Here is a 23015-nt window from a genome sequence, read left to right on the forward strand (position 1 = left end):
CATAAAAAATCTATTACACCGCTTGAATGGAAGCGCCTGCGGCTAAGAGCTTATGTAACATTTCCGCATAATTCGCTTCGGGTAGTGGGTCGTTCCTGATGCACCATACAAGCATGCCAAGCACCGTTCCGCCATAGTCGTTCGTGATCTCAAGCGGAGCCTTGCGTTCCAGCAGGAAGTTCATTACATCATCCTGACCCTTCCAGACAGCGTAATGAAGAGCCGTCATGCTTTGATAACCCCGCGCTCCCATGTCAGCCCCTCGATTGAGCAAGTATTGGGCCACCTCGAGTCGTTTGTGCATGCAGGCGTATATGAAGGCCCAATCGATCATATCTTGCGAGTGGCGGAACAGCGGTATGAACGAGCCAAGCTTCAGTCCGATATCTCCATCACGGAGACTCCCGTCAGCCTTGAAAAAGCTTTGGACGTGCTCCAGCTGTCCTAATCCGGCAGCCGTATGCAGATTATCGATTTTGGCGCCGCGCGCAGCCAGCAAGTCAGCTGTTGCGGTGTAGCCAAAAGCCAATGCAAAAGCTACGGGCGCCCCGTCATCATCAAGACCATTAATCTTGGCGCCATAATCGAGCAAAACATCGGCTACTGCGCCTTGAACGCCCGCCCGAGCGGGATGCACGCTTGTGACAAGGGCAACAAGCGGCGTATCCCATGACGGTCGTTCATACAACCGTGCAGTCGCATCGACATCGGCCCCGCTCGCCAACAGCAACTGCGCTACTGCGGCCGCGTTCGGCGGCGTTATCTGCCGCTCCATCTCTACGCCATTGGCCGCCACGTAATGCAACAGCGTCGCTCCGTGAGGCTTTGGTGACCGGCTTGTGACCAGCCCCGGATTATGTTTGATCAGATGCTGCAGCGCCTCGAGCTCGCCGGTAATTACAGCTTCTACCGCAGCTTCAAAATCCATTTCCGCCCGATCCATCTATCGGCCCTCCTTGAATATTCGCTTACGATATCACCCCTAGACTAACATTGTAACCGGATGAAGCAAATACAGGACAGAAAAAAAGCGTGCGGGATGCACGCTTTTTCTCGAAGCTCATATTTAATCGGCGCAGGAGTTGTTAGCCTTGAGTCCGGTAAACGACCAGGATATAGCTTCTTTGCTCCGTCGTATCGCGAAGCGATTTGTGACCTGTCGAATATTTAATATCGACCACTTGATCCTCCTGCAAGGTGGCTAGAAACTCGTTCGCTCTTTTTTCTGCCGAAATATTGTTCGTATCCAAAAATTCTTTGATCTGAATCATATGATCTTCCGCCTTTCTTTAAGTTCATTTCATGAGCGGTTAGCTTTTGGGTACTGCGATTTTCGGCAGCATCCTCGTCGTTTCGGACATCGACGAGCCGCAAAGCGGGCAATTGGGCTCCTGCTCCAAAGCGAACTCCACTCTCATCCAGCCGACGCAATCGGCATCGGAGCATTTCCAAACCGGCGTTTCGACCTGAACGGCCGCAGCCGCGTCTTTTTTCGGGAAATAGGCCATGTTATTACCTCCACGGATTACATATTATGGTTTACGAATCTTCACAACAGCCATTAAGAGCATAACGGCATCACCCCTTGACCCCTTCATAAGACATTAAATGTTAAAAATCGCAAAATATGCACGAAGGCATTCCGCCCCATGAAGAGCGAAATGCCTTGTTTTCATTAACTATACCACATTAGGAATCCGTTGTCTATTATGCTGTAATTTAACATTAAATGTATAACGATGTTTTTTGTGGGGTCTTGCTTCATTTTATTCTACTTTTCGTTTCACTGCTCGGCCGATCCAAACACGTGTGCCATAATATGCAATCATCAGTATGACAAAACCACATACTCCAATGATCATATTTACCCAATCGTAGGAATAAACGATGCCAATCGATGTTTCGGTTTGAACATATTGCACGGAAGAGTAGCTGCTGACAATATCGGGAACGTAACTTTCTGCCGTTAAATACGGTTGCAGCATTTTCCACCCAAGTCCCGCTAAACATAAGACGAAAGCGACGAGAAACGATTCTGCAAGCAACCGCTTGTTCACTTTGGGTCTAGCCATAATAAACTTACTGCCGACGGTCATACCCGGCAGCAGCATCCTCCATCTTGATCGAGATGAGAAATCATGCCTGAATATCCATACTGCTATTTATTGTACCATATATAGGATATGATTTGATCCTCAAAAAGATCCAACTTTACATGTGCTTTTTCAAAAAATATCGTTTCTCGCCCTCGGGATATCCTTCTAGAACGCCGAATATTTCAAAACCGTTTTTGATATAAAAGTCGGGGGCTTGGAAGTTGAACGTATCCAGATGAATGAGGCTGCATCCTTTCTCCTTCGCTTTGCGCTCAATTTCCGCGAGCAGCTTCCGGCCGATTCCCGCTTTTCGATGCTGCTCATGAATCCATAATATTTCCACGTACATGACGAAACGGTAGACGCCGGCCAAGACACCTCCTAGCACGTCGCCTTCTTTGTTTTTCACAAGTATATTTACCGGTTCCGATGTTTGCGCAGATGGCGACGCGTGTCGGTTGTACTCCTTCAATCCGTTTCTGACATAGGCCGCGTCCTCGTCCGTGCAAAGGCTTGTCAGCACATAATTGTCCTGTATTTGTTGCATGCTCATCCCTCCATTTTTTCGGTCGATTCTGAAAACATGGATACCAACGTTGATTCGATTATCTGCACTTCTTTATACGGGACAACGCTTTATTTGTTGTGCAAATATCCATTCAATCTTAGTCGAGGGCCTGCCACTTCAGGGCATGTGCAATCTTATACAGCTCAGCCAGGTCGAATCGCCCGATGTCCCGAAATCTTCGTACAGCCTCTTCGATATCCACCACTACAACCATTATCACCTGCTCACCGTCCGGAGGATTGAGAGGTTGATCTGTCAATTGAACTTCACCGTGTCCAACCAGCCTGACAAAATCGGGATGCGGAATATGAGGCTTGTAAGGCTCTGCTGCGCTGGACTTGCATCGGAATTGTCCGAAAATATGATACGACACCAATTCGGCACCCAGTTCTTCCATAACCTCTCGCTTCAAGGCGTCCAGGTAATTCTCCCCTGCCTCCAGCGTCCCTCCCGGCAGTTCCCAGCCTCCATTGACGATTTGCATGATGACATATTTGTCACCGACGGTAGGAACGATGCTGACGTTACTTACTTTCGTTTCATCAAAAGACTCGGTTAACGCAAATATCGATTTGACGGCTCCCCATTCCATGGGTTTGGACAATGCAGGATAATTTTGCTCGTTAAGGAGGCTCACTGTATCACTTCCCCTTCTTAGCAACGTATGTGATGCAATCCGACGTCAGCCTAACGGGCAGACCATTTCTCTCGATGTGGTATGACAAAGGTTTCACGAGCCTTTGGACAACGTCCCAGCCGCTGTACATTTGATCCAATAGCCCCAACAGGCTGTCCGTTGGCAGGTTCACCTCATACATCGGTTCTAGCATTCGTTGCGATTTGATGACCATTTCTCTTACATTCGAGCTGATAATGAGACAGTTCATTCCACTCGGTTTGGTACCCGACACGATTTCACCTAGCTTGCGTTCTAGCTCCGATTCGGAGCTTACATGCTCTAGGGCTGAAACTGCAACGATCAAGTCAAATGCCAGCGGTTCAATGTCGAACTGTTCGATGGAAGACACATGGGGTTCGATATAAGACTGGACGCCGTACTCGCGGCTGTACTGTTCCAGCTTATGAATCGCGGAGCTCAGCAGGTCCACGCAAACCACTTTCCCTTCACGGGACTTTAATGTTTCGGCAATCGGAATGCTGTTTCTGCCGACGCCGCACCCAAGATCCAACACGCTCAAGTAAGGGCGGTCTGCAAGATCCTCCAAAAGATCAAGGATCGTTTGAACGGGCTTGTGCAGCCAAGATCCCGGCTCGAACAATGTATGCCGGGTGTAGCACGCATCGTGATATTTCTTCTCCTCCAGCCGAACCTGCTCGACTCAATTCATAGGTACTCCTTCTCGCGTAAGCGTTGAAAATCACTGTTCAAGATTCCCATGAGGGCTAAGGATTCATAAGCTCCATTCGTCTTGATGCATTCTCTTAATGTCCCTTCTACGATAAAACCGGCCGATTCATATACATGCTTCGCACGTGAATTCGTTTCTTTAACATCAAGCCATAGACGATGTGCTTGCAAATGAAGAAAGACATATTCCTGAATCAATCGAATGGCTTGTTTTCCGTATCCATGACCTTTTTCCGAAATGTTGATTCGTGTCAGCTCGATGCTGTCATTCGGATCCGAGCAACCGAGCAAAATCATATATCCGATGCGTTTCTTTTCGTGATTTTGAATGATCAAATGTAGTTCATCTTCGTTATGTATGGCTTCCAAGTGCCGCTCCAAAGCCCATGCAAAAACATAATCGCGGTTATCCGCATGTCTCTCGGTTTCGATCACATATTCAAGATCCGCGGCCGTCGTCAATCTTAATTGCATTTCCCGTGATTCGATGATGATATCCGAGTTCAATTCCGCGTCTCCCTATATGTTATTATTGAGTGCATCTTTCCAATGCGTGTCCAGGAATCCTCTTTGAACGTTATAATCAGCTAACATCTTGCGTTGTTTCAGTTCAAGGTCTAAGAACGGGGCTTCGATAACTTCAATTTTATTGAACTTTTCAACGAAAAACGAACCTTCCTTCAGTTTTCTTAAGGCTCCGATCTCTTCGTCGTTGGCGGCCCATACTACTTTTCTGATGCCGGATAACAAAATCGTACAAGCGCACATTGGACATGGCTCACACGTCGTATATAATGTCAGCCCTTTCTTCATAATTCTTTTGGTATCGGTGTTAATGATTTCATGTCCGGCATTTCGAATGGCATCTACTTCAGCGTGTGCCGTAGGGTCGGATGTTGTGAACACTCGATTCCTCCCTCTGCTCACAACATTCCCTTCTTGATCAACAATGACGGCACCAATAGGATAGGTGCCCTCTTCCGAAGCTCGCTCAGCCTCCTCAAAAGCCAGCAATAAGAATTTATATGTTTCCTCCATCATGTCACCTACCACATATGTAAATGAAGTCTTCAACTGTTAAAGCTTCCGATCCTGCCGCGGCGGAGAATTACCGATAACAATTTGTACATTCCATATCCCAGCCAAAAACCTACACTATTTAAAATCACGTCATCCACGTCAATGACTCTGCGTTGTATCAAATAATTTTCAGTCAAAATATATTGGGTTGACTCAATAAGTACTGCAATACCTATTCCTATAGTAATAACACGTAAGACATTTTGGGTTCTCTTCAAAGTAATACCGGTCAACAAGCCTAAAGGGAATAACAACAACAAATTCCCTACTATATTCTTAAAACCTATCTTAAAGTAAGGATGGTCAAGCGAGCCTAGTATGCTTTTAAAAGGAATGAAATTCACTGTCGCATGAAAGCCGCTTTGACTATACACCTCAATCGCTCTACTATCTGTTATTACAGGGAACAACGTAACCGAAACCAGCCCTGCGAAATATACTACGGTGAATATACACACAAGTTGATACTTGATCGATTTCTTTCGAAATAGATTGATGAATAATGAAAGCGGAATAAATAAAGTTATGATTAAAAAGAAGGAGTCTTTCATTGTGTACAGAGGCCCCCACCTCTCCCATTCATGATCTTCGACCAATGTTTTTTACATTTCTGCTTTCACAACATATGTCTCATACTCATGGTTCCTATTCATGACCAAACAATTTAACTGCTGTCCGTAAGCACATCCGCCATCTATGCCTATTTTATCCGGACCGAACCAAACATGTGCCGTTCCGTGAATATCAACCGTTCTGGTGTGACCAAATACAACTGTCTTGCCGGCTCTTACAGGAAAATGGATAAAATCATTTTTGATATACATGAAATCTCTCGTCGGCTGCATTCTCCAATCCGAATAACTCGGATTTAATCCCGCGTGTACAAAAATATGAGTTTTGTCCTCGTAATACAAAGGAAGGCTTTCCAGGAATGCAATCTGATGTTGGTAATGTTCGGTGAAAAACGTACTGAGCGCTTCCATACTTAAATATGGGTCGATTGTTTCATTTGAATCTAGGTAGCTTAATAACGTCTGACGGCCGCCATGCTCCATAAATTTATGCAGCACCGCTGGATCTTGAGACCTGGCTAGATCAACCAACCTTTGATCGTGATTCCCCCGAAGAGCAATTGCCCCGTCGTATCTGACCAGGCTCATCACACGTTCGACGACATCTTTGCTTTGCGGCCCCCGATCAACATAGTCGCCCAATAATATCAATTGATCATTCTCGGGATTATAACCTGCTATTTCTAATAGTCGAATAAACTGCTCATAGCATCCATGGATATCGCTTATAACTAATTTTCTACTCCTCATTAGCATATCTCCAGTTCATAGGATACAAGGTTTAGCGGTACGGATACTACCGGTTATCGTTTTCAAACAAAGTCACAATGTCCCGCGATACTCCGTCGATCCCTTGTGTCCCATCAATGATTTGCAGTTTACCGGAAGCCTTATAAAAATCACACAACGCCTCGGTCAGTTCTTTATTGATTTTCAGCCGTTCACGTACCGTAGCTTCCATATCATCTTCACGATGTACCAACACCCCCGAACAAGTATCGCATATTCCAGCTTTCGCCGGAGGATTATTTTCGATATGATAGGTTTGGCCGCATTTCGAGCAGACTCTTCTCCCTGTAAGCCGCTGTAACAATAGATTTTCTTGAACCTCGACGTATAGGACATGATCGATACTTTTAGATTGATGGCTAAGGTAATCATTTAGAGCTGCGGCTTGCCTTGCATTTCTAGGGAAGCCGTCGAGCAGGAAACCCGCCGAACAATCCGGAGCTTCGAGCCGGTTTAGCGTAATTCCGATCGTGACCTCATCTGGAACGAGTTCCCCTTTATTCATATATTGCTTAGCCAAAATGCCTAGTTCCGTCCCGTCCTGATACGCTTTTCTGAATAAATCTCCCGTTGAAATATGTGGTATCCCGAGACTCTCAATTATCACTTTGGCTTGCGTACCTTTGCCCGCTCCGGGCAAACCCAGTAAAATAACTCTCATCGTATCCCCCCCTGTCTTTATTAAAACAGCAGATCACCATCAACGATCAATGCTTATCATGCCCCAATCTTCGCGGTACCCGCTCCATACTTCGATACGGTTGCCATCCATATCGATAAATTCGAAGGTTGTTCCCCAAGTATTCTGGCTATAGTTCTCTACCACAACTCCTTGGCTCTTCAATCTGCTGTGCAATTCATCGATTTCGTTTACGCAAAATCCGAGAATAGGACGCACTCTACCTTTTGCGCATATTCCAGTAATTAACACAACTGTAGCATGGAAAATAAAAAATGGAAATACATTTTGACTGTATCTCCATCTTTAACAATTATTCCGATCTTAAAATATGCTGCAACGTCCGATCAATAGTATTATATTTAAACGTGTACCCCGCCCGCATAAGCCGATCCGGAATAACCCATCTGCTTTTCAAAATCAATTCCGTTTCGGTTCGAATGAGCAATGCCCCCAGCTCTAGCATCCACCGGGGAGAGGGCAATCCAAAGCCGACCTTCATCGCTTGGCGTAGCTGATGCATAAGCTCACGATTCGGAACCGGATGCGGGGAAGAACAGTTGAACACTCCGTTCAATTCCTCTTTTTCCTTCAGAAAAAGAATAATTTGAAATAAATCCTCAACGTGGATCCAGCTAAATTTCTGATTTCCGGACCCTTGCGCCCCGCCAAGTCCATATCGGACTAAATTTCTAAAGGGTGTCATGACGCCTCCGCCCTCGCCGAGTACAATCGCGATTCTTAAGGCAATTCTTCTGGTGTTAGGCAATGGAAACGAAAAGAAGGCGTCTTCCCAAGCTTTGGCCACTTCCACCGAAAAACCCGTCCCAATCTCCCCGTCTTCCTCTGTCATCGGCCGGTCTTCTGCGTGTCGATAAATCGTCGCTGTACTCGAATTTATCCATAGGGAAGGGGGTTGCTCGCATGCGAGAACCGCTTCTCCGAGTATTCGGGTCGTCTCCGTCCTGGATCTCATGATCTCCAGCTTGTTCTTCGAATTGTACCGACAATCCACCGATTTTCCTGCCAAGTTAATCAACATCTCGGAGTTATTCAACGCTTCGATGATTGCCGGTACATCATTCCAAGAAATATGGCCGTCTTGTCTGGAAATGATTCGCACCTCGTAGCCCAAGTCCCTGAATTTTCTTTTGAAATATTGTCCGATAAACCCGGTACCGCCGGCCAAGATCACGCTTTTCTTCATGCAATCAGCTCATTTCTTTCATATCCAAACTTAAGAAGCGGATGTGATCGTAATCGTTTTAAGTTTGTCGTCCCAACGCACTTTTGCGCCGAGCGCTTCGCTGACGAAACGTAGAGGTACCATCGTGCTCCCGTTAAACATTCGCGGGGCCGTTTCTAACGTGATGTCCTTATTATTGATTTTAGCGACATTGTTTGTGATTTGCAGCCATATGGACGTTCCGCCTTTTTTGGCTGTGACCGACTTATTGCTTGCTTTCCAGAGCACCTCAGCCCCTAGCTTTTCAAAAATGGCCCGCATCGGCACAAGCGTGCTGCCGTTAATCATAAGCGGGGGTTGCTCGAAGATCAAATAATCCCCGTCAACGACAACGGTGATCCAATCTTCCAGGATCAACGGCTTAAACTCAATGCCCGTTCCGGTCAGCTTCTTCCGCGCTGCGGATACTTCGGCGATCGTTTTCTCGCGCTGCTGCAAAATCGAATTTTTGGCGTTCAGCCAGGCGTCGCGAATTGCACGAAGCGAGTCATTTTTGCGTTTTTGGACAGCCTTCTTGGTGTCGGTAATCCGCTTGTTCATATCGGCTTCCGCTTTGGACAGAGCCTCGGCCATCCGCTTCTCCGCCTCGTCCTTTGTAATATCGCCATCCTCGTAACGGTCCATAATACTGCCTGCTGAGTCAATGGACGATTCGTCCTCGAAGCGATCCATGATACTGCCTGCTGAGTCGGGATCTGCATCGTCATCGTACATATCGATGGCGCTGCCTGCCGAATTCGGGTCAAGCGTGTCATCGTAAAGATCCATCGCATCGCCTGCCGAATCGGGATCTAAACGATCCTCAAAAAGATCCATCGGCCCACCGGCGTTGTCCGGGTCCATCGTATCCTCGTATAAATCCATCGGATCGCCCGCTCGATCCTTATCCGTCGTCTTTACATAGTCTCGAAACGCGTCGCTATTTTCATTGTAGCTTAGTTTCAACTGACGGATATCATTCTCCAATATCTTCGTCATCTCGTCGAGGTCTGCACGGGCAAGCTGCAATAGATTGTTATAGACCGTAGTCATTTGGTTGCGATAAGTGTCATATAAATGTCTTTCTTCCCGAAGATAACGATTGTATGTATCCCGGTGTTTCTTCTCAAAAGCAGCGTATTGCTCGGACATCCGATTAATGAAAGAAGTATCCGCAGCCGATGCATAATGGGAAGTTAGGCCGAAGCTTAATGAGAAAGCAAGCGAGCCGATCAAGAGCTTATTCGTCGTTCTTCTGTTCATGATAACCCTCCAATGTTTCATGCTCATTTGGCAAAAGGTTCAACAACTTTGAAACTATTTACCATTAATGAATTATAATACTATACGTTTCAAATGATAAACATAGGAACCCGGAGGGAAAAAAATAGTTATCTTGTCCTGGGTCGACGACGAAGAAAGGCCTATGAACGATGCTCTAATCTATGGTCTTCGATCAGTTGTTGCTCTTATACGATCGATAGTTTGTCCACACAAATTTTAACCGATTTTTCAAGCACTTGTAGCACCCCGCGAAAATCCAAAATCTCCAGATCCTGCGCTTTGGCCTCATCCTTCTTCGCAAAATCGACGGTTAGATCGTTGATCAATTCCGGAAGGAAGCTATAATCGATCTCGTCCATAACGACGGGCTTTACTTCAAGCGGTTTGAGCTTCAGCGCATAATGATCGATTAATTTGCCGTTTAATCTCCAGAAGTCCCGGTAGTACATGGCCTGCGCTTCTTTTTTTTCCGGTTGGGGCAGCCACTTGATTTTCGGAACATACACCTCCTCGACCCAGACCCAGTCCGAGATGAGATGATAATAATATCCCAGATGAAAAGGCTGTATGCTCCGGCTTAAGTATTTATCCCTGAATCCCTCAAAATCCGCATATGCTTTCCCTTCCGTATCCACTTTCACAAAATGGGAGCGGCTTTTCGGTTCGTTCATGTTCTTGTGAACGTCAGGGGCAATTCCTCCAATCAGGAATTGATCCTCTTGGATCCCCAGTTCCTTGGCAATTAATGACGAGATACAATAATGCATGACTCGTGATCCCATATCGATTCTCCTTCATCATGTTGTGCCGCGGCGGTCTATACCGTCCTCTTTACTTTTAATTCAAACTGGGGGTGCGTTACGTATTCCATATACGATGGGCTTCCGTTAAAATCCAGATAGGCTTGGTAGCGGGCACGGATCGCCGGAGTTTCCACAAGGTCAAGTACTTGATCCTTATGAACCCAGCGGCTTTCGGGTGTTTCTTCCGATGTAGACAACTCACCGCCAATCGGCTTGCACGCAAAGTCAATGATGACTTTGGTCGGTACATCTGTTATGCCGTCAACCCATTTGAATGATGACGTATTCGAATAGATGCCGATTACATGCGCAACAACCGTATCGATCCCGCTTTCCTCTTTAATTTCTCTGCTTAAGGCATCGATCAGGTTTTCGCCCTCTTCCACTTGTCCGCCCGGATATTCCCATCCGCGATGGTGCGTCTTGACCAACAAAATATTTCCTTGTCCGTCTTCTACGATTCCGCCTACCGCAACAATATGAGTTGGCATAGCCATACGCATACCCCCTGAACGCTTTTTCAATTCTTATTTTCTGAAAAAGAAAGTCCATTCCGCTCAAGCTCTTGCCGAATCTGTTTAACAGCTTTGGGTCCTATGCCATGCAGCTGCTTCAACTCATCTTCGCTGATCTTTGCGATGTGTTCCAATGTTACTAACCCGGAATGGGTTAGCGCACGCAATGCCGGCTTGGCTAATCCGCTGGGGAGTTCGCCTGCTTGCGGCTTATTCTGATTTTGTCCCATGCTGGTTCCTCCTCGTATATGAACACTTGTCATCTATATGCACTAACGAGTTCCCCCGTGAATTAGTTTCATGGATTATGAATCATCATAGTTTTTTCTTTTTGTCTCTTTCCAGTGCTCTATCTACAGCTTCCTTGGAATAGTCCCTCCTTGGAAGTTTGTGATTGATGTTGATCAGCAGAATAATAACAATAAGCAATAGAAAAATGATGATATAGTTGATCTCAAACACCACCTTTGATTATACCGGACTTTTAGATTATCCTACCCATAAAAATCCTACCCATAAAAAATAGACATCAAGTTTTGCACCCGATGTCCTCTTATGAACTTCGATCTATTTATTTTCCATATATAATTCTAGCAGCTTTGCAACCGGAACACCGTTGATCGTTAAACCTTCGATGTTACAATTCTCAAGCTTTACATCGGTAAAATTGCAATCGGTCATAACTCCGTTACGGAAATTGCAGTTCGTAAATTGTACCGAATTCGGGTTAGGCTCGGCGAATGCATCGCTAGAATTCACAAACCCAACATTCCGAATCTGTGCGCCGCCCCATTGCGCCCCGTCAATCACCAAGTTTGATAGATTCGCATCGCTGATTTTCCCGTTCACCATGTTCATGTCATTAAAATGACAAGACTGGAGATCTGCGCAAGAGACGGTCACATGTGGAAGGGAAATGTCATGGAACACAACTCTTTCGGCATAACAATTGTTGAATTCGGAGTTGGAAATATTCGAGTTGATGACTCTCAGTTTCACCTTCGGATCTCTTTTATCCAAAATTTCATGCAACTGCTCGGTTTGCTCCATTAACTTAACCTTCTTTCATTGTAGTTATTTATTATTACTTACCATCAATTAACATTAATGTATCATAAAATAAGAAGTAATAGAAACATATTTTTACTGTTTATATGGATGAATAGCATGTAAAACTCCCGTTCGCCTAGCAATGACTAATTCGACTTCTTGATCCAGCGCGTATCGATCCATCTCTTCCGCTGTAGGGACCCGCACTCTTCTAAATTTCCCATCCGCTCTGATTATGCTAATGATACTGCCATCGATGTAAACGATTTTCCCTTTGATCTTCAGGTCATCCTTTAATATCATGTCCAAACTAATGAGTATCGCGAATCCTGCGAAGGCTGCCAGCATTAAACTAAAAATAATAACAAAGATAGCTGAACCACGATTCCAACTTATAACAATTTGAGAAATCGAGAACAAAATGAAAACCAATGAATAAATCAATTGGAACTTCAGCGATTTTTCATATTTTTTCAACAGGTACCCTCACGATCGTTGCCCATTTTTCCGGCTCAGGCGCGCACCAATGGATGATGATGTCACGCCGATCCCCGGTCATTCGATAACCATGTTCGTCGACGTAAGTCTTCAGTTCTTCATAGGTCCTCAAAATATCGTCGCGATGCCCTTTATGCAGCTTCTGTACGCAAAGTCCTTGTTCCATGCTAATGAGTTTGGTCTGCGGAACGTATTGGTTTTTAAATCTTTTCTCGATCCGGCCACGCGCCTCTTCATACATGTCATATTGGATGAGATCGGGCACTTGCATCAGCTCGGTATAGGACCATTGACCGTCTTCGTGGCTCTTATGCCATATATATTCATGCGGCATCAATGTAAACTGGTATCCCACCGTTGTTTTTGTTATATTTTTCAATTGGTTAATTAGTTTGTAAATGGGCCATCCGTCTTCCTCGGGCAGTCCCATCCAGTTTAAGCGGCATCTACCTTCGAGTGTAATGAATTGAAAGGCAGGTATATGAATAAATTCAATCGAATCCGCTTTCAATTCATAGTAGTCTCTTAAAATTTTCTTATGATCGTGTACCTTCATCGTTAGATCCCCCTCTATCGGAATTACCCGACAATGGCATGCATACTACGAGCTTGTCGCTTGAATCCACTTCGCGACGACTTCCGCAAGCTTCTCTCGGTTTGCTTCAACATCTTTCATTCCGGTGAATTTTACGATGGCTCTGTCACCGGAAGCCCATTCCAATAATCCTGTAGCATCATCGAACAGCGGCCCCGGCTCTTGCCGGTCTATTTTTTTGGCGCCGCAATGGAAAATAAGTCGAAAGAATCCTTTCCCTTGCAGATTGAATGTGATGCGATCTTCGTTATTGAAGCAAAAGCTCGGGGCATTCCATTGGATATGCTCCGTGATTTTCTCATTCACGCCCAGTATAACCTTGCGAACTTCTTCAATTTCCTTCTTAAGCGGGTGATCGAGATTGTTCAAATATTCAACGACTTGTAGGTGTCCGGACGGTTTCATCGAGTTTTTCACTCCTTCGCTTCATCACTTCATCGTTCATCGCTTCATCGTTTATATCTGGGCATTTTACCGATCCTAATCTTGTTACACCTTCAATCTCTTTCTTATCATTCGAATCTGGCCCCGATGATTAATTTCGTCTTCAAACACGTGAAACCACATAAAATAATAATTAGCCGGGTTGTTTTGCCAGAACGGTTCTTCATGATGCAACCAATCATCGTTAACTGTTCGGAACAATTCATAGGTTCTTTGTCTCACGCTGTTCATCCGGTCCAAATAATAATTCAAATCATTTCCTTTGATTTTCTCTCGTCCGTTATCACCTAAATCTAGTGCCGCTCCCCATTCGGATAACTCTTCTTCTGTTAAACTTCTTTTCTCGAACGTGCGAGCTTGATAGGCATGTTCAACTGCAGCAAAGTGGAATAGTAATGCCCCGATCGAATTACTTTCAGGATCGAGCAAAAAATCCAGCTGCTCCGCAGTTAAATTCCTGACGGCTTGAATCGTCGTATGTCTCGCGTAGTTCATCATCGATAATAAACGGCTAATTTGGGGCGTATAACCAGGCATATCGGTAATGAGAAATAATTTTTCCATGTCGATCATTTGATTACCTCTCTTTCATTCCAATTATTAACACAACTGTAACACATATGTTACGAAATGGAAATATCGAATTACAGAGCTTTTTCCCCACAAAATAAACGCTGCGGCCGAATGGTAAAAAGATCGACCATTGCGATAAAAGCAAAAAATCCCCCGCGATTTCTCGGTGGATTTGAAAAGCCTATCTCGATATTGCTATCGAAGGATGCCAACAAGCGCCAATCGACAGTTTGTTCCTGTACATCCTGGAAAGTCGCCATGAATGACCTCCAGCTCGAATCGATGTGGGCCTTCGGTCAAATCGTCGGCAATCGTGTACATCCGGAACCAGCCGTCATCTCCGCACCAATCGGGACGATCCCGAACCGAAACCTGCCAAGGACCGTGATCCAATCGATAACGGAATTCAGAGGAGGTTTTACCGAAGTCGAACCCTAAGGTTAAGCCGCGGCCGGTAAAATCGAATGTCAATTTCGCCCCGACAGCCGCCGTTTCCAGAACCTGATCGATCCATTCCAAATGCGGCCAGCGTCGAATCACCCAGGGACCGTCGGTTTCAATCTCGGAGAACGGCAGCCGATAGGCATGTTCCCAATGGTCGGGATTCAACGGTTCAGGCAGTGTGCTGAAAACATCGGATAACGCCACGGTACGCCTGTCTGACAGTTCATTCTCCAGAAATGCAATAACGCTATGAGCATAACTCAAACTGCCTCGCTGCGTCGGGTGCAAGCCGTCAGGCAGCCATTCCTCCCATCGCATTCGGCCCCGATTCACTTCTTCCAGCGCATACAAGCCCATCCATACTGAACTGATTCTGTAGCGCTCAGCCAGCTGCTCGAAATCCATGATGGATTCAGGCACTTTGCCCGCGATCATATCGCAGTAGAAGGCTTGACGGAACGTATGGACAAGCACGACATCCCTGTGTCCGTCCTTCAACAGCTTTCGCAGCAGCCCCTCCCGAGTCCGCATTCGTCTCTCCCTGGGCTCGTCATGGTCGTTCACGGAATAATCCACAAACACCAAGTCACACTCGCGTTCGATCAGATCGCGCTCGGCGCGAAAAACGGCCAACTCGCTGCCTGTCGCCCCGATGGCGGCATTCTCCACATTGAGCCGTACAAGCGGATGCTTCTCTTTGATCCAAGCGATCACCGGCTCAGGCCAGTTATGGCGAGGCCGTGCATCCGTAATTGAGCCGCCGATAAAACCTACCCTCAGCACGCCGGAAGCGAGCGCTTGCCGCGTATTCCGGAGCAATCTCCGGTGGTTCCATATTTGCCCATTCATCGTATCGACCCCTTCACGTATGAGTTGAAGCTTCCGTAGTTTCTCGCTCTTTGGCGCCCAAGACCGGACGAATTGTATTTCCTTCGATAAATTGAACTTGTAGACGAATGTGCTCATAGTTGTGATTCGGATTGGCGATGCGCCATATGATACGTTCCGCAGCGCGGTGGCCCGTAGCCCGAACGGGCAGCAGAGGACGAGACACGTCAGGGTTAAAGCTGCTGTCTTCGTAACGAAGGCTTACCAGCGAGCAGTCTTGCGGGATGCTGATGCCGAACTCGCTGCACGCATAATAGATCCACGCCAGGTCGTAGTCGATCGTATTCAGAATTGCGGTAGGCTTTTGCTTGGCGAGGCATCTCTTCCATTCCTGGAGCCAACGCTCTCGGTCCATGAATTGATCGGAAACCTGATGATATCGATTATAGGTACCCGTGACGTGAAACGACCGATCGACGGCAATGCCTGCGTACTCCATCTCTTCCTGAAAGGCAAACCAGCGCAGGCGGTATCCTCGATATCCGAGGTGATGCGGCGTTTCGCCCACGTACAAAATATTCCGGTGGCCTTGCTCCAGCAATCGGCGAACGGACTGCCTGACGGCATCCTGCACATCCCAGATCACACTATCGACTTGAGCTCCTGTCGGTGGAAAATTGAGCAAAATTTTCGGAACATGGGTTTGCAGCAGCCTTGCTTCCAGCGATTCCGGGATCATATGCGAAATGAAAATTCCGTCCGCATGGAGCAGCGAATGCTCCTCGAGCCAATCCGTCCAGTCGGTTGCCGATGCAAATTGTTCCGGCATAAATACGACATCCACCCGATATTGAAGCGGGTCGAATCGGTCACGAATGCCCTGAAGAATAAGCTGATGCGTCTCCGTCAGGAACTGTTTGTCGGAAGCGACAATAAACAAAAAGCGGCGAGCGCCCTTATGAATCCACCCCGTTCCGTCCAACAGCGCGTTTTCCTGCTGCTCTCTTGTACGGTACCCCTTCTCTTCGGCCAGTTTCATAATGGCTTCCCTTGTTTCCAGCGACATGCCGGATTGCCCGTGCAAAGCTTTGGATACGGTATTTCGGCTTACTCCGAGCTGCTTGGCTAACTCGCCGATTGTAATCCCACTCTTTTTACGCATGATGATCCTCCTTATGATGACAATTAAATGACAACTAAACGCAAGTTGTCAAGTTGTTTATAATGATGCATATCACGATTGTTAATGCAAAGGGGAAGATGGCATCATGGAAAGAAAAATGGTTCCGGGAGAAGCTTTGCCTATATCCCATACGGTCGATGTCGTTGTTGTCGGAGGCGGTCCCGCCGGCGTTTCGGCAGCCGTTGCCGCAGCTAGAAACGGGGCCCTTACATTGCTGATCGAACAACGGGGGTTTATGGGCGGGATGGCTACCGTTTCGCTCGTTCCCGCGTTTTGTCCCTACACCGATCGCGAAAAGCCGGTAATACGCGGTATCGGGATGGAAATATTGGAGAAAATGAAACAGCGATGCAGCGATCAATATCGGGAATGGTACAACGATCTATTGGATTGGGTGCCGATCGATCCGGAAGTATTGAAATGTGTTTATGACGATATATTGCAAGAAAGCCGCTGCAGTATCCTGTATCACACGTTCGTCGGCCAAGTGATCTTGAGTGCCGATAAATCGTCCATTGAAGGCATTGTGATTCTGAATAAGTCCGGACGGTCGATTGTTTCGTGCAATTATGTTATTGATGCGACAGGGGATGCCGACGTGGCCTACCTGGCCGGCGTTCCTTTCCAGAAAGGCGGCGACGGTGGCGAATTGCAGCCGGGTACGATGTGTTATTTGGTCACCAATGTAGACCGAACCAAATTCGATGCCTATTTGCGAGAGCATGGGGACACAGGCCAGCTTCACAAGGCTGTCAGCCTCGCCCAGTCGCGCGGCGACCTGCCGCCAGGGAGAAAAGAGGCCTCGGGAATTGCCTGGTTGTCCAACACGGTTGCCGGACTCAATTTCGGACACGTATTCGGCATCGACGGAACAAACGCGGAGGATTTGACCCGGGGAGCGATCGAAGGAAGAAGAAATGTACAGACGCAGCTCATTTTTTTGCGGAAATATGTTCCCGGCTTCGAAGAAGCTCAACTGATTAGCTCGGGCGAACAGATCGGGATACGCGAAACTCGTCGCATCGTAGGGGATTACGTGTTGCAGGCAAATGATTTTGTGAACATGGTCAGCTTCGATGATGACATTGCCCGAAACGCTTATTTTATCGACATTCATTTGACGACCAGCGACGATCAGACGACCATTCGACAACTGCCGGCCGGTCAATCGCACGGTGTTCCATATCGCTGTCTTCTCCCGCTAGGCATTACGAATCTATGGGTTCCCGGACGGGCCGCTTCGTCGGATCGAATTGTGCAGAGCTCGCTTCGCGTCATGCCCAACTGTTTCGCCATGGGGCAAGCCGCCGGGATAGCCGCCAGCATGGCAAACGAAAGGCGTATCCATTCAAGGCAAATCAATGTGAGCGAGTTGCAGAACAAATTGGTCGAACAAGGTGCATGGCTCGGTGAAAGCTACATCAGTCGATAGGGGGACTTCTGTTGAAAGCAATTCACGATATTACGCTAACGTTAAAATCCGTCGTCTACGACGATCGGGTCAAACATTTGCAGCTTGCCAAGAAAGAAGCGCGGCATCAAACGCTTATCTTTGTCACAAGCGGCAAGGCAACCTATTGGCTGAACGGAACGGAAATCGAGCTGAATAAAGGCGATGTGCTGTACATTCCATCGGGAGAAGCCGTAGGTTTCAACGCGAACGGCCATCATAATCATCAGAAGTATTCCATCCATTTCAGCTCAACGGAAGATGCGGATCAATTGCTGACCGCCTTGTTCTCAACCAGCGATTATTATAAATGTCATATGCGCAACTTCGATTATTTCAAACAACGCTGCTCCATGCTGTTACAGCAGTGGTCCGACTCTTCGCCTGGACATCATATCATCTGCCAGGGTATTTTGCTGGAATTGATCGGACTGATCCTCAAGAACGCAGAGGAACCTCAACATAATTCAGCCAAGAAACAGTATTTCATCAGCCAGCTCCAGAACTATATCGTCACGAATTGCTGCAAGTCGATTCGCCTGACCGATCTGGCTGATTATATCGAACGCTCTCCCAATTACGTTACGAAAATCTTCAAGGATGTACTGGACCAATCTCCGATTGAATACATTCATCAAGTGAAAATTGCCAAAGCTTTCGAATTATTGCAAACGAACAGTATGACCGTTTCCGATATTTCCGATCACTTGGGCTATTGCGAGCTGTCTTATTTTCACCGCATCTTCAAAAAATTTACCGGCGTCACCCCATCGTCTGTCCAAAATGCCATAAAAAAATGACAACACGGCTGTCATGCGACAATAACAAATAAGCTTGCAGATAATATAGATGCCGCGGTAATCGACTAGATCTATAACAGATTAACGCGGCATCCTGAAAGCTCAGTCTTAATTTCACCTAATCGCTATCGCCGGTGCACAATTATTGCACGCTTACCTTGCTGCCGGCTACAACGGTGTTGGCCGGGAAATCCGTAAAGAGCCATAGACTCGGCGTATCCTTGATGTTGCTGACGGCTACTTCGAAGCTTCCTGCCGGGAATTGGCCCGATTCAATCACCACCCGGTTGCCGTCGACGGTTATGTTCGATATGGCTATGCTCTGTTGTACGTTGCCCATGAAGAACGTATAATTGACCGCCGTCTTTGCGGTTGTTTCGTCAATCCGCTTGTTGAAGCTGATCATAACCGAGCCGCCCGCTAACCTGGTCGCTCGTTTCGGCTGCGGTTTGTCCGAATACATGTAACCCCCGATATGGTACTCGTACGTTGTCCAGGTTGCATAACCCCGTTGTGCCGCCTCGATATTGTACTGCTGTTGCCACAAAGCCGACTTAATCATCGTCCGCAGCGATCCATTGTCTGCCTGCAGACCGACCGGGATACACGGCTGCAAGGTCCGAAGCTGACTGACGAACGGCTGATACGCTTGCATATAGCTTGGGGGCAATTGCGACTCCGGCTTGATCCAGTCAGGCCAATGCGTCTGGAAAAAATGAATGTCCGGGTTCACCTTCGCCGCCATCGCTCCGGCATCGTTCCCCTGCAGCTCCCGCAGCTTCGCGACCGAATTCGGCCCGCCATCGATGGCGAGGCTCCACGTCGCGACCAATATATCCGGACGCGCTTGCCGGACTCCGCCTTGCCCGTTATAGATCTCGTTCAAGAAGTCGTTTACGCCATCCACCCTGAAGTCGATCCATTTTTGATACAATGCAGCATTGTTCAAATAATAGTTCGGGGAACCGGAGTTGACGAAATCGGGAATAGCCGAATTGTATTTGGCCGCAAAAGCCGCTTGCGCAGCGGGACCCACATCGCCGTAAACCCCGGTTTGCAAACCGTTCCATTCCGGAAAAAACGCTTCCATAATTTCGATGCCGTCAAACGGATAGTCGTTCACGATTCTGGCAAGCTGGGTTTTCTTCCATTGGACATAATCCGGGTTGAACATGGAGAAGAACGTAAATCCTACAACTCCTGACGGATTGATCAGCCCCATCTTCCAGTTCTCCCAACCAGGAGGAAACGAAAAAGCCGAATACGTTCCATTGCCAAAAACGACAAGCCAAACGGCAATTCCCCGAGCGTGAAGGGCATCGATCAAACCGCCTTTCACATCGTATTCGTTCACGACGATATAATGGACCGTCCGGTACCCGGCCAACTCAATCTCTTCCGCAATGCTGTCGTACGATCTGCCGGCATAATACGGCCAGCTTGGATCGATCTTGATCGATGCGCCGGTCATCGCGATCGTTTGCATGTCTGCGGGGTTTTTCGGAATTTCCGTTACAACGACGTTATCGAATTCCGCTGACGTTTGCCATGTTCGAAACCCGATTTTACCGCTGCGAATCGGGAATGCATCCGTATAGTCGATGCTGGGCGATGATTCTTGATTAAAGTATATTTTGATATGATTGCGTTTGACATCGATTTTGACATGATATAACGTGTTGTCGAGAATCGATTTCTCGGCATTCGTTAAGACAGTCCACGTCCCATTATGAAACTTCATCAGTTCCAGACGTTTGTTGCTTGCTCCATTCAGCCAAGAGTTGCTGCGAATCGACAGCACGTAATAATTGTTCAAAGTGGACTGTACGCGAAAAGCCATCGCCGCATCGCGATGTCCGCCAGTCACTTTCACGTCGGCTTCAAACGTGTAATCCGTCCAGCAATCATTTCCCGCCAAGCTTTGAGCAGCGACTCCGGTATTGGCATCGCTTTGCGCATAAACACCGGACGCCGCCGTCCAGCTTCCCCCTACGGGCGACCAATTGGCGGCACCGTTACTGAAGTTGTCTTGAAATAACACGCTTGGATCGGCCATCGCATACTGCTGTTGCCCTACCGTTAGAAGCATCATGATCATGGCTAGCAAGATTACCTTTTTCATCGCTAATTTTCCCATACCGCTTCTTCCTCCTCATTTCATCGTTGTCTCAAATCGTTGAAACGGAGATCAATTCTCTTGTATCCTTCTATAGCCTCACCCCCTTTCAATCCTCTAGTTTCATTCCAAATTAAAATTCGTTAACCGACGATCCCCGTTCGCTCCACGCTTTCAACGAAATACTTCTGAACGAATAAATACAGGATAAAAATCGGAGCAATGGCAAGCAGCGTCCCCGTATTGATCAATAGCGACGAGTAGGCGACTCCCCCGACATACTCCGGTCTGACGTGGGACGGCAGCACAAGCAGCATGCCCGATAGCGTCGTCGAGTTAGCCATATACAAGTTGACAAAATAGTTATCGTTCCACTGCCAGACGAAGGAGAACAGCAGCACTGTCGTAATCGCCGGAACCGCATTCGGCAGCATGACCTTGGCGAATGTCTTCAGCACCCCCGCGCCGTCAACATAGGCCGCTTCCTCCAATTCCTTCGGCAACCCCCTGAAGAACTGCCGAAATATAAAGATGTACAAGCCATTTTTCATTCCCATGGCGAGCGCGGCTGAGATATAGAACGGCCAATAGCTCTCCAGCAAATTGATCCCGCCGCTGCCGGTAAATAAGTTGTATAGCCCGAATACATCAAAGAAACGGAAGTGCAAGTAGGTCGGCGCCATAATCGTCTGCGGAGGGATAACGATCGTAAAGACAACAATCGCAAACAGTATTCCGCTTCCCTTGAAACGCAGCTTGGCGAAGCTGTACCCGGCCAGAGCGCAGGCAACGAGCTGCAGCAGCGCTGTTCCCGCGCTTAGCACGAACGTATTGAGAATCGCCGTGAAGTAATTCAAATACTCGATCACGATTTCGAAGTTATGCAGCGTGAGATGACGCGGAATCCAGACAATCGATGAATCGAACACATCGGATTTATCCTTGAACGCAATCGACAGCTTCATGAAAATCGGGTATAAAATGATAAAGCTGATGCCAAAAATGAGCACCGTACGGACGGTGATCCATAACACATGTTTCAGCTTATCCATCGGGTTGTACCGGACAACCCATCCGGCAACCGAAGCCCCGGCTGTACGGCCGACAGCTTTCCAGTTTCCCTTCATATCCGTTCTCCCCGTTCATTAATCGTAGTAGAATACCCTTTTCGAGATGATGTAGGTCGAAATGATCAGAATAAGCGAGATGACCATGAAATATACCCAAGCCATGGCCGAGCTCACGCCAAAATCCAATTGCTGAAAGGCGGTAGAGCGAATTTTTTCCGTCACTTGATTGTGATAGAACGAATCGACGATGGAATAAATCGTGTTCGTTAATACAAAAGGCGTCATCATCGGAAACGTAATTTTCCAGAATACCTCGTAGCCGGTTGCCCCTTCGATTTTGGCTGCTTCGTAAAGCGCCGGGGAAATCGATTGAAGTGCGGCCAAAAAAATAAGAATTTGCACACCCGACGCGCTGACGATCTGATAAATCCGTTCGACGGCGCCGGCCAAGTAATTGACGATTTGCGCGTTCATCCCCGATTGAAGCAGCAGCGGCCCGATATCGATGCTTCGTAAACCGCTGGCATAATTGCCACCCATATCATCGCTGACGGATCCGATCAGTGAAGCCAAATAATTGCCGCTATCCAGAGTCGCGATGGCTCCGGACGCAAGAACGACGGGGAGGAAGATCACGGCTCTCGCAAACGCCCTGCCCCTGAATTTTTGCGTCAGCATGCTGGCCGCAAACAAGCTGAAGAAAATGATAAGCGGCACGTTGAGCACCATATCCGTCACGGCATTCGTCAACACCCGGACAAACCAGGGATCGACAAAAAAGACATAGCTGAAGTTTTCCCATCCGATGTACCGGATCACATATCCTGCCGGTTCGATCGTCAGCTTGCTGAAGCTGAACCGAATCGACTGATAAAGCGGAATAACCAGCAGAAACATAAATCCGCATAGCCACGGAGCTAGAAACAATACGCCGAACCACGCTTTTTTCTGCTCCAGGCCGATTGTCCGCTTTTTTGACATACG

29 protein-coding genes are annotated in these 23015 nt (G+C 47.3%); 2 read left to right on the plus strand and 27 right to left on the minus strand.

Annotation, left to right across the window (positions count from 1 at the left end; translation table 11 throughout):
• Positions 1 to 13: 13 nt before the first annotated feature.
• From AC0LWM_RS00375 to AC0LWM_RS00490, 24 genes are all read right to left on the minus strand, one after another.
• Positions 14 to 943 carry an ankyrin repeat domain-containing protein gene (locus AC0LWM_RS00375; RefSeq protein WP_474672916.1) on the minus strand — a complete coding sequence of 310 codons (930 nt, stop codon included), beginning with the start codon at positions 941 to 943 and terminating at the stop codon, positions 14 to 16.
• Between the two features lie 142 nt (positions 944 to 1085).
• Positions 1086 to 1271, minus strand: a complete 186-nt coding sequence (locus tag AC0LWM_RS00380) for a sporulation protein Cse60 (RefSeq protein ID WP_474672917.1) — start codon at positions 1269 to 1271, stop codon at positions 1086 to 1088.
• 39 nt (positions 1272 to 1310) lie between these two features.
• Entirely contained in the window at positions 1311 to 1508 is a 198-nt protein-coding gene (locus AC0LWM_RS00385) for a cold-inducible protein YdjO-related protein (RefSeq protein WP_474672918.1), read from the minus strand.
• 258 nt (positions 1509 to 1766) lie between these two features.
• Positions 1767 to 2111, minus strand: coding sequence for a hypothetical protein (locus AC0LWM_RS00390; protein WP_474672919.1), 345 nt, complete (start codon positions 2109 to 2111; stop codon positions 1767 to 1769).
• Positions 2112 to 2211: 100 nt separating this feature from the next.
• A complete protein-coding gene (locus AC0LWM_RS00395) occupies positions 2212 to 2643 on the minus strand; it encodes a GNAT family N-acetyltransferase (protein ID WP_474672920.1) in 432 nt (143 codons plus the stop codon).
• Between the two features lie 118 nt (positions 2644 to 2761).
• Positions 2762 to 3301: an NUDIX hydrolase gene (locus AC0LWM_RS00400; protein WP_474672921.1), complete on the minus strand. Its 540-nt coding sequence runs from the start codon at positions 3299 to 3301 to the stop codon at positions 2762 to 2764.
• A 4-nt stretch (positions 3302 to 3305) separates the two neighbouring features.
• Positions 3306 to 3890, minus strand: coding sequence for a class I SAM-dependent methyltransferase (locus tag AC0LWM_RS00405; protein WP_474672922.1), 585 nt, complete (start codon positions 3888 to 3890; stop codon positions 3306 to 3308).
• 119 nt (positions 3891 to 4009) lie between these two features.
• Positions 4010 to 4540, minus strand: a complete 531-nt coding sequence (locus AC0LWM_RS00410) for a GNAT family N-acetyltransferase (RefSeq protein ID WP_474672923.1) — start codon at positions 4538 to 4540, stop codon at positions 4010 to 4012.
• Between the two features lie 12 nt (positions 4541 to 4552).
• Positions 4553 to 5074 (minus strand): nucleoside deaminase, encoded by a 522-nt coding sequence (locus tag AC0LWM_RS00415; RefSeq protein WP_474672924.1) that lies wholly within the window; start codon positions 5072 to 5074, stop codon positions 4553 to 4555.
• A 29-nt stretch (positions 5075 to 5103) separates the two neighbouring features.
• Complete coding sequence (locus tag AC0LWM_RS00420) at positions 5104 to 5664, minus strand: VanZ family protein (RefSeq protein WP_474672925.1); 561 nt, start codon at positions 5662 to 5664, stop codon at positions 5104 to 5106.
• Positions 5665 to 5715: 51 nt separating this feature from the next.
• Entirely contained in the window at positions 5716 to 6435 is a 720-nt protein-coding gene (locus AC0LWM_RS00425) for a metallophosphoesterase family protein (protein WP_474672926.1), read from the minus strand.
• A 46-nt stretch (positions 6436 to 6481) separates the two neighbouring features.
• Positions 6482 to 7135: an adenylate kinase gene (locus AC0LWM_RS00430; RefSeq protein ID WP_474672927.1), complete on the minus strand. Its 654-nt coding sequence runs from the start codon at positions 7133 to 7135 to the stop codon at positions 6482 to 6484.
• 331 nt (positions 7136 to 7466) lie between these two features.
• Positions 7467 to 8360 (minus strand): TIGR01777 family oxidoreductase, encoded by an 894-nt coding sequence (locus AC0LWM_RS00435; protein ID WP_474672928.1) that lies wholly within the window; start codon positions 8358 to 8360, stop codon positions 7467 to 7469.
• A gap of 30 nt (positions 8361 to 8390) precedes the next feature.
• Positions 8391 to 9641, minus strand: a complete 1251-nt coding sequence (locus tag AC0LWM_RS00440; protein WP_474672929.1) for a copper amine oxidase N-terminal domain-containing protein — start codon at positions 9639 to 9641, stop codon at positions 8391 to 8393.
• Positions 9642 to 9847: 206 nt separating this feature from the next.
• Positions 9848 to 10444, minus strand: coding sequence for a hypothetical protein (locus AC0LWM_RS00445; RefSeq protein ID WP_474672930.1), 597 nt, complete (start codon positions 10442 to 10444; stop codon positions 9848 to 9850).
• A gap of 35 nt (positions 10445 to 10479) precedes the next feature.
• Entirely contained in the window at positions 10480 to 10962 is a 483-nt protein-coding gene (locus tag AC0LWM_RS00450) for an NUDIX hydrolase (RefSeq protein ID WP_474672931.1), read from the minus strand.
• A 23-nt stretch (positions 10963 to 10985) separates the two neighbouring features.
• Entirely contained in the window at positions 10986 to 11210 is a 225-nt protein-coding gene (locus tag AC0LWM_RS00455) for a helix-hairpin-helix domain-containing protein (RefSeq protein WP_474672932.1), read from the minus strand.
• Between the two features lie 337 nt (positions 11211 to 11547).
• On the minus strand, positions 11548 to 12030 hold the full coding sequence (locus AC0LWM_RS00460) for a pentapeptide repeat-containing protein (protein WP_474672933.1): 483 nt from the start codon (positions 12028 to 12030) through the stop codon (positions 11548 to 11550).
• A 93-nt stretch (positions 12031 to 12123) separates the two neighbouring features.
• On the minus strand, positions 12124 to 12507 hold the full coding sequence (locus AC0LWM_RS00465; RefSeq protein WP_474672934.1) for a hypothetical protein: 384 nt from the start codon (positions 12505 to 12507) through the stop codon (positions 12124 to 12126).
• Positions 12494 to 13084 (minus strand): hypothetical protein, encoded by a 591-nt coding sequence (locus AC0LWM_RS00470; protein ID WP_474672935.1) that lies wholly within the window; start codon positions 13082 to 13084, stop codon positions 12494 to 12496. The genes AC0LWM_RS00465 and AC0LWM_RS00470 overlap by 14 nt, the downstream gene beginning before the upstream one ends.
• Before the next feature lie 45 nt (positions 13085 to 13129).
• Positions 13130 to 13528, minus strand: coding sequence for a DUF1801 domain-containing protein (locus AC0LWM_RS00475; RefSeq protein ID WP_474672936.1), 399 nt, complete (start codon positions 13526 to 13528; stop codon positions 13130 to 13132).
• Positions 13529 to 13612: 84 nt separating this feature from the next.
• Positions 13613 to 14140 (minus strand): DinB family protein, encoded by a 528-nt coding sequence (locus tag AC0LWM_RS00480; RefSeq protein ID WP_474672937.1) that lies wholly within the window; start codon positions 14138 to 14140, stop codon positions 13613 to 13615.
• A 195-nt stretch (positions 14141 to 14335) separates the two neighbouring features.
• Positions 14336 to 15433 (minus strand): SGNH/GDSL hydrolase family protein, encoded by a 1098-nt coding sequence (locus AC0LWM_RS00485; RefSeq protein WP_474672938.1) that lies wholly within the window; start codon positions 15431 to 15433, stop codon positions 14336 to 14338.
• A gap of 13 nt (positions 15434 to 15446) precedes the next feature.
• Positions 15447 to 16574, minus strand: a complete 1128-nt coding sequence (locus AC0LWM_RS00490; RefSeq protein WP_474672939.1) for a LacI family DNA-binding transcriptional regulator — start codon at positions 16572 to 16574, stop codon at positions 15447 to 15449.
• Positions 16575 to 16680: 106 nt separating this feature from the next.
• Here AC0LWM_RS00490 and AC0LWM_RS00495 point away from each other — a divergent pair, with 106 nt between their 5' ends.
• Together AC0LWM_RS00495 and AC0LWM_RS00500 are read left to right on the plus strand one after the other, a co-directional pair.
• Positions 16681 to 18027 (plus strand): FAD-dependent oxidoreductase, encoded by a 1347-nt coding sequence (locus AC0LWM_RS00495; protein WP_474672940.1) that lies wholly within the window; start codon positions 16681 to 16683, stop codon positions 18025 to 18027.
• Between the two features lie 11 nt (positions 18028 to 18038).
• Complete coding sequence (locus tag AC0LWM_RS00500; protein WP_474672941.1) at positions 18039 to 18845, plus strand: helix-turn-helix domain-containing protein; 807 nt, start codon at positions 18039 to 18041, stop codon at positions 18843 to 18845.
• 142 nt (positions 18846 to 18987) lie between these two features.
• On the opposite strand, the gene AC0LWM_RS00505 is transcribed toward AC0LWM_RS00500, so the two are convergent.
• The 3 genes from AC0LWM_RS00505 to AC0LWM_RS00515 all read right to left on the minus strand — a co-directional run bounded on the left by AC0LWM_RS00505 (position 18988) and on the right by AC0LWM_RS00515 (position 23012).
• Positions 18988 to 20982: a 3-keto-alpha-glucoside-1,2-lyase-like domain-containing protein gene (locus tag AC0LWM_RS00505; RefSeq protein ID WP_474672942.1), complete on the minus strand. Its 1995-nt coding sequence runs from the start codon at positions 20980 to 20982 to the stop codon at positions 18988 to 18990.
• Positions 20983 to 21104: 122 nt separating this feature from the next.
• Entirely contained in the window at positions 21105 to 22088 is a 984-nt protein-coding gene (locus AC0LWM_RS00510; RefSeq protein ID WP_474672943.1) for a carbohydrate ABC transporter permease, read from the minus strand.
• An 18-nt stretch (positions 22089 to 22106) separates the two neighbouring features.
• A complete protein-coding gene (locus AC0LWM_RS00515; RefSeq protein WP_474672944.1) occupies positions 22107 to 23012 on the minus strand; it encodes a carbohydrate ABC transporter permease in 906 nt (301 codons plus the stop codon).
• Positions 23013 to 23015: the final 3 nt, after the last annotated feature.

Source organism: Paenibacillus sp. sgz302148, assembly GCF_056120465.1.

What these genes read in the sequence shown, in the direction of transcription:
- AC0LWM_RS00390 (WP_474672919.1), bottom strand. Translation starts at nt 2,111, where the DNA reads ATGCTGCTGCCGGGTATGACCGTCGGCAGTAAGTTTATTATGGCTAGA.
- AC0LWM_RS00415 (WP_474672924.1), bottom strand. Translation starts at nt 5,074, where the DNA reads ATGATGGAGGAAACATATAAATTCTTATTGCTGGCTTTTGAGGAGGCT.
- AC0LWM_RS00375 (WP_474672916.1), bottom strand. Translation starts at nt 943, where the DNA reads ATGGATCGGGCGGAAATGGATTTTGAAGCTGCGGTAGAAGCTGTAATT.
- AC0LWM_RS00420 (WP_474672925.1), bottom strand. Translation starts at nt 5,664, where the DNA reads ATGAAAGACTCCTTCTTTTTAATCATAACTTTATTTATTCCGCTTTCA.
- AC0LWM_RS00480 (WP_474672937.1), bottom strand. Translation starts at nt 14,140, where the DNA reads ATGATCGACATGGAAAAATTATTTCTCATTACCGATATGCCTGGTTAT.
- AC0LWM_RS00440 (WP_474672929.1), bottom strand. Translation starts at nt 9,641, where the DNA reads ATGAACAGAAGAACGACGAATAAGCTCTTGATCGGCTCGCTTGCTTTC.
- AC0LWM_RS00430 (WP_474672927.1), bottom strand. Translation starts at nt 7,135, where the DNA reads ATGAGAGTTATTTTACTGGGTTTGCCCGGAGCGGGCAAAGGTACGCAA.
- AC0LWM_RS00495 (WP_474672940.1), top strand. Translation starts at nt 16,681, where the DNA reads ATGGAAAGAAAAATGGTTCCGGGAGAAGCTTTGCCTATATCCCATACG.
- AC0LWM_RS00445 (WP_474672930.1), bottom strand. Translation starts at nt 10,444, where the DNA reads ATGGGATCACGAGTCATGCATTATTGTATCTCGTCATTAATTGCCAAG.
- AC0LWM_RS00490 (WP_474672939.1), bottom strand. Translation starts at nt 16,574, where the DNA reads ATGCGTAAAAAGAGTGGGATTACAATCGGCGAGTTAGCCAAGCAGCTC.
- AC0LWM_RS00450 (WP_474672931.1), bottom strand. Translation starts at nt 10,962, where the DNA reads ATGGCTATGCCAACTCATATTGTTGCGGTAGGCGGAATCGTAGAAGAC.
- AC0LWM_RS00505 (WP_474672942.1), bottom strand. Translation starts at nt 20,982, where the DNA reads ATGGGAAAATTAGCGATGAAAAAGGTAATCTTGCTAGCCATGATCATG.
- AC0LWM_RS00460 (WP_474672933.1), bottom strand. Translation starts at nt 12,030, where the DNA reads ATGGAGCAAACCGAGCAGTTGCATGAAATTTTGGATAAAAGAGATCCG.
- AC0LWM_RS00455 (WP_474672932.1), bottom strand. Translation starts at nt 11,210, where the DNA reads ATGGGACAAAATCAGAATAAGCCGCAAGCAGGCGAACTCCCCAGCGGA.
- AC0LWM_RS00485 (WP_474672938.1), bottom strand. Translation starts at nt 15,433, where the DNA reads ATGAATGGGCAAATATGGAACCACCGGAGATTGCTCCGGAATACGCGG.
- AC0LWM_RS00510 (WP_474672943.1), bottom strand. Translation starts at nt 22,088, where the DNA reads ATGAAGGGAAACTGGAAAGCTGTCGGCCGTACAGCCGGGGCTTCGGTT.
- AC0LWM_RS00395 (WP_474672920.1), bottom strand. Translation starts at nt 2,643, where the DNA reads ATGCAACAAATACAGGACAATTATGTGCTGACAAGCCTTTGCACGGAC.
- AC0LWM_RS00475 (WP_474672936.1), bottom strand. Translation starts at nt 13,528, where the DNA reads ATGAAACCGTCCGGACACCTACAAGTCGTTGAATATTTGAACAATCTC.
- AC0LWM_RS00470 (WP_474672935.1), bottom strand. Translation starts at nt 13,084, where the DNA reads ATGAAGGTACACGATCATAAGAAAATTTTAAGAGACTACTATGAATTG.
- AC0LWM_RS00425 (WP_474672926.1), bottom strand. Translation starts at nt 6,435, where the DNA reads ATGAGGAGTAGAAAATTAGTTATAAGCGATATCCATGGATGCTATGAG.
- AC0LWM_RS00435 (WP_474672928.1), bottom strand. Translation starts at nt 8,360, where the DNA reads ATGAAGAAAAGCGTGATCTTGGCCGGCGGTACCGGGTTTATCGGACAA.
- AC0LWM_RS00385 (WP_474672918.1), bottom strand. Translation starts at nt 1,508, where the DNA reads ATGGCCTATTTCCCGAAAAAAGACGCGGCTGCGGCCGTTCAGGTCGAA.
- AC0LWM_RS00380 (WP_474672917.1), bottom strand. Translation starts at nt 1,271, where the DNA reads ATGATTCAGATCAAAGAATTTTTGGATACGAACAATATTTCGGCAGAA.
- AC0LWM_RS00515 (WP_474672944.1), bottom strand. Translation starts at nt 23,012, where the DNA reads ATGTCAAAAAAGCGGACAATCGGCCTGGAGCAGAAAAAAGCGTGGTTC.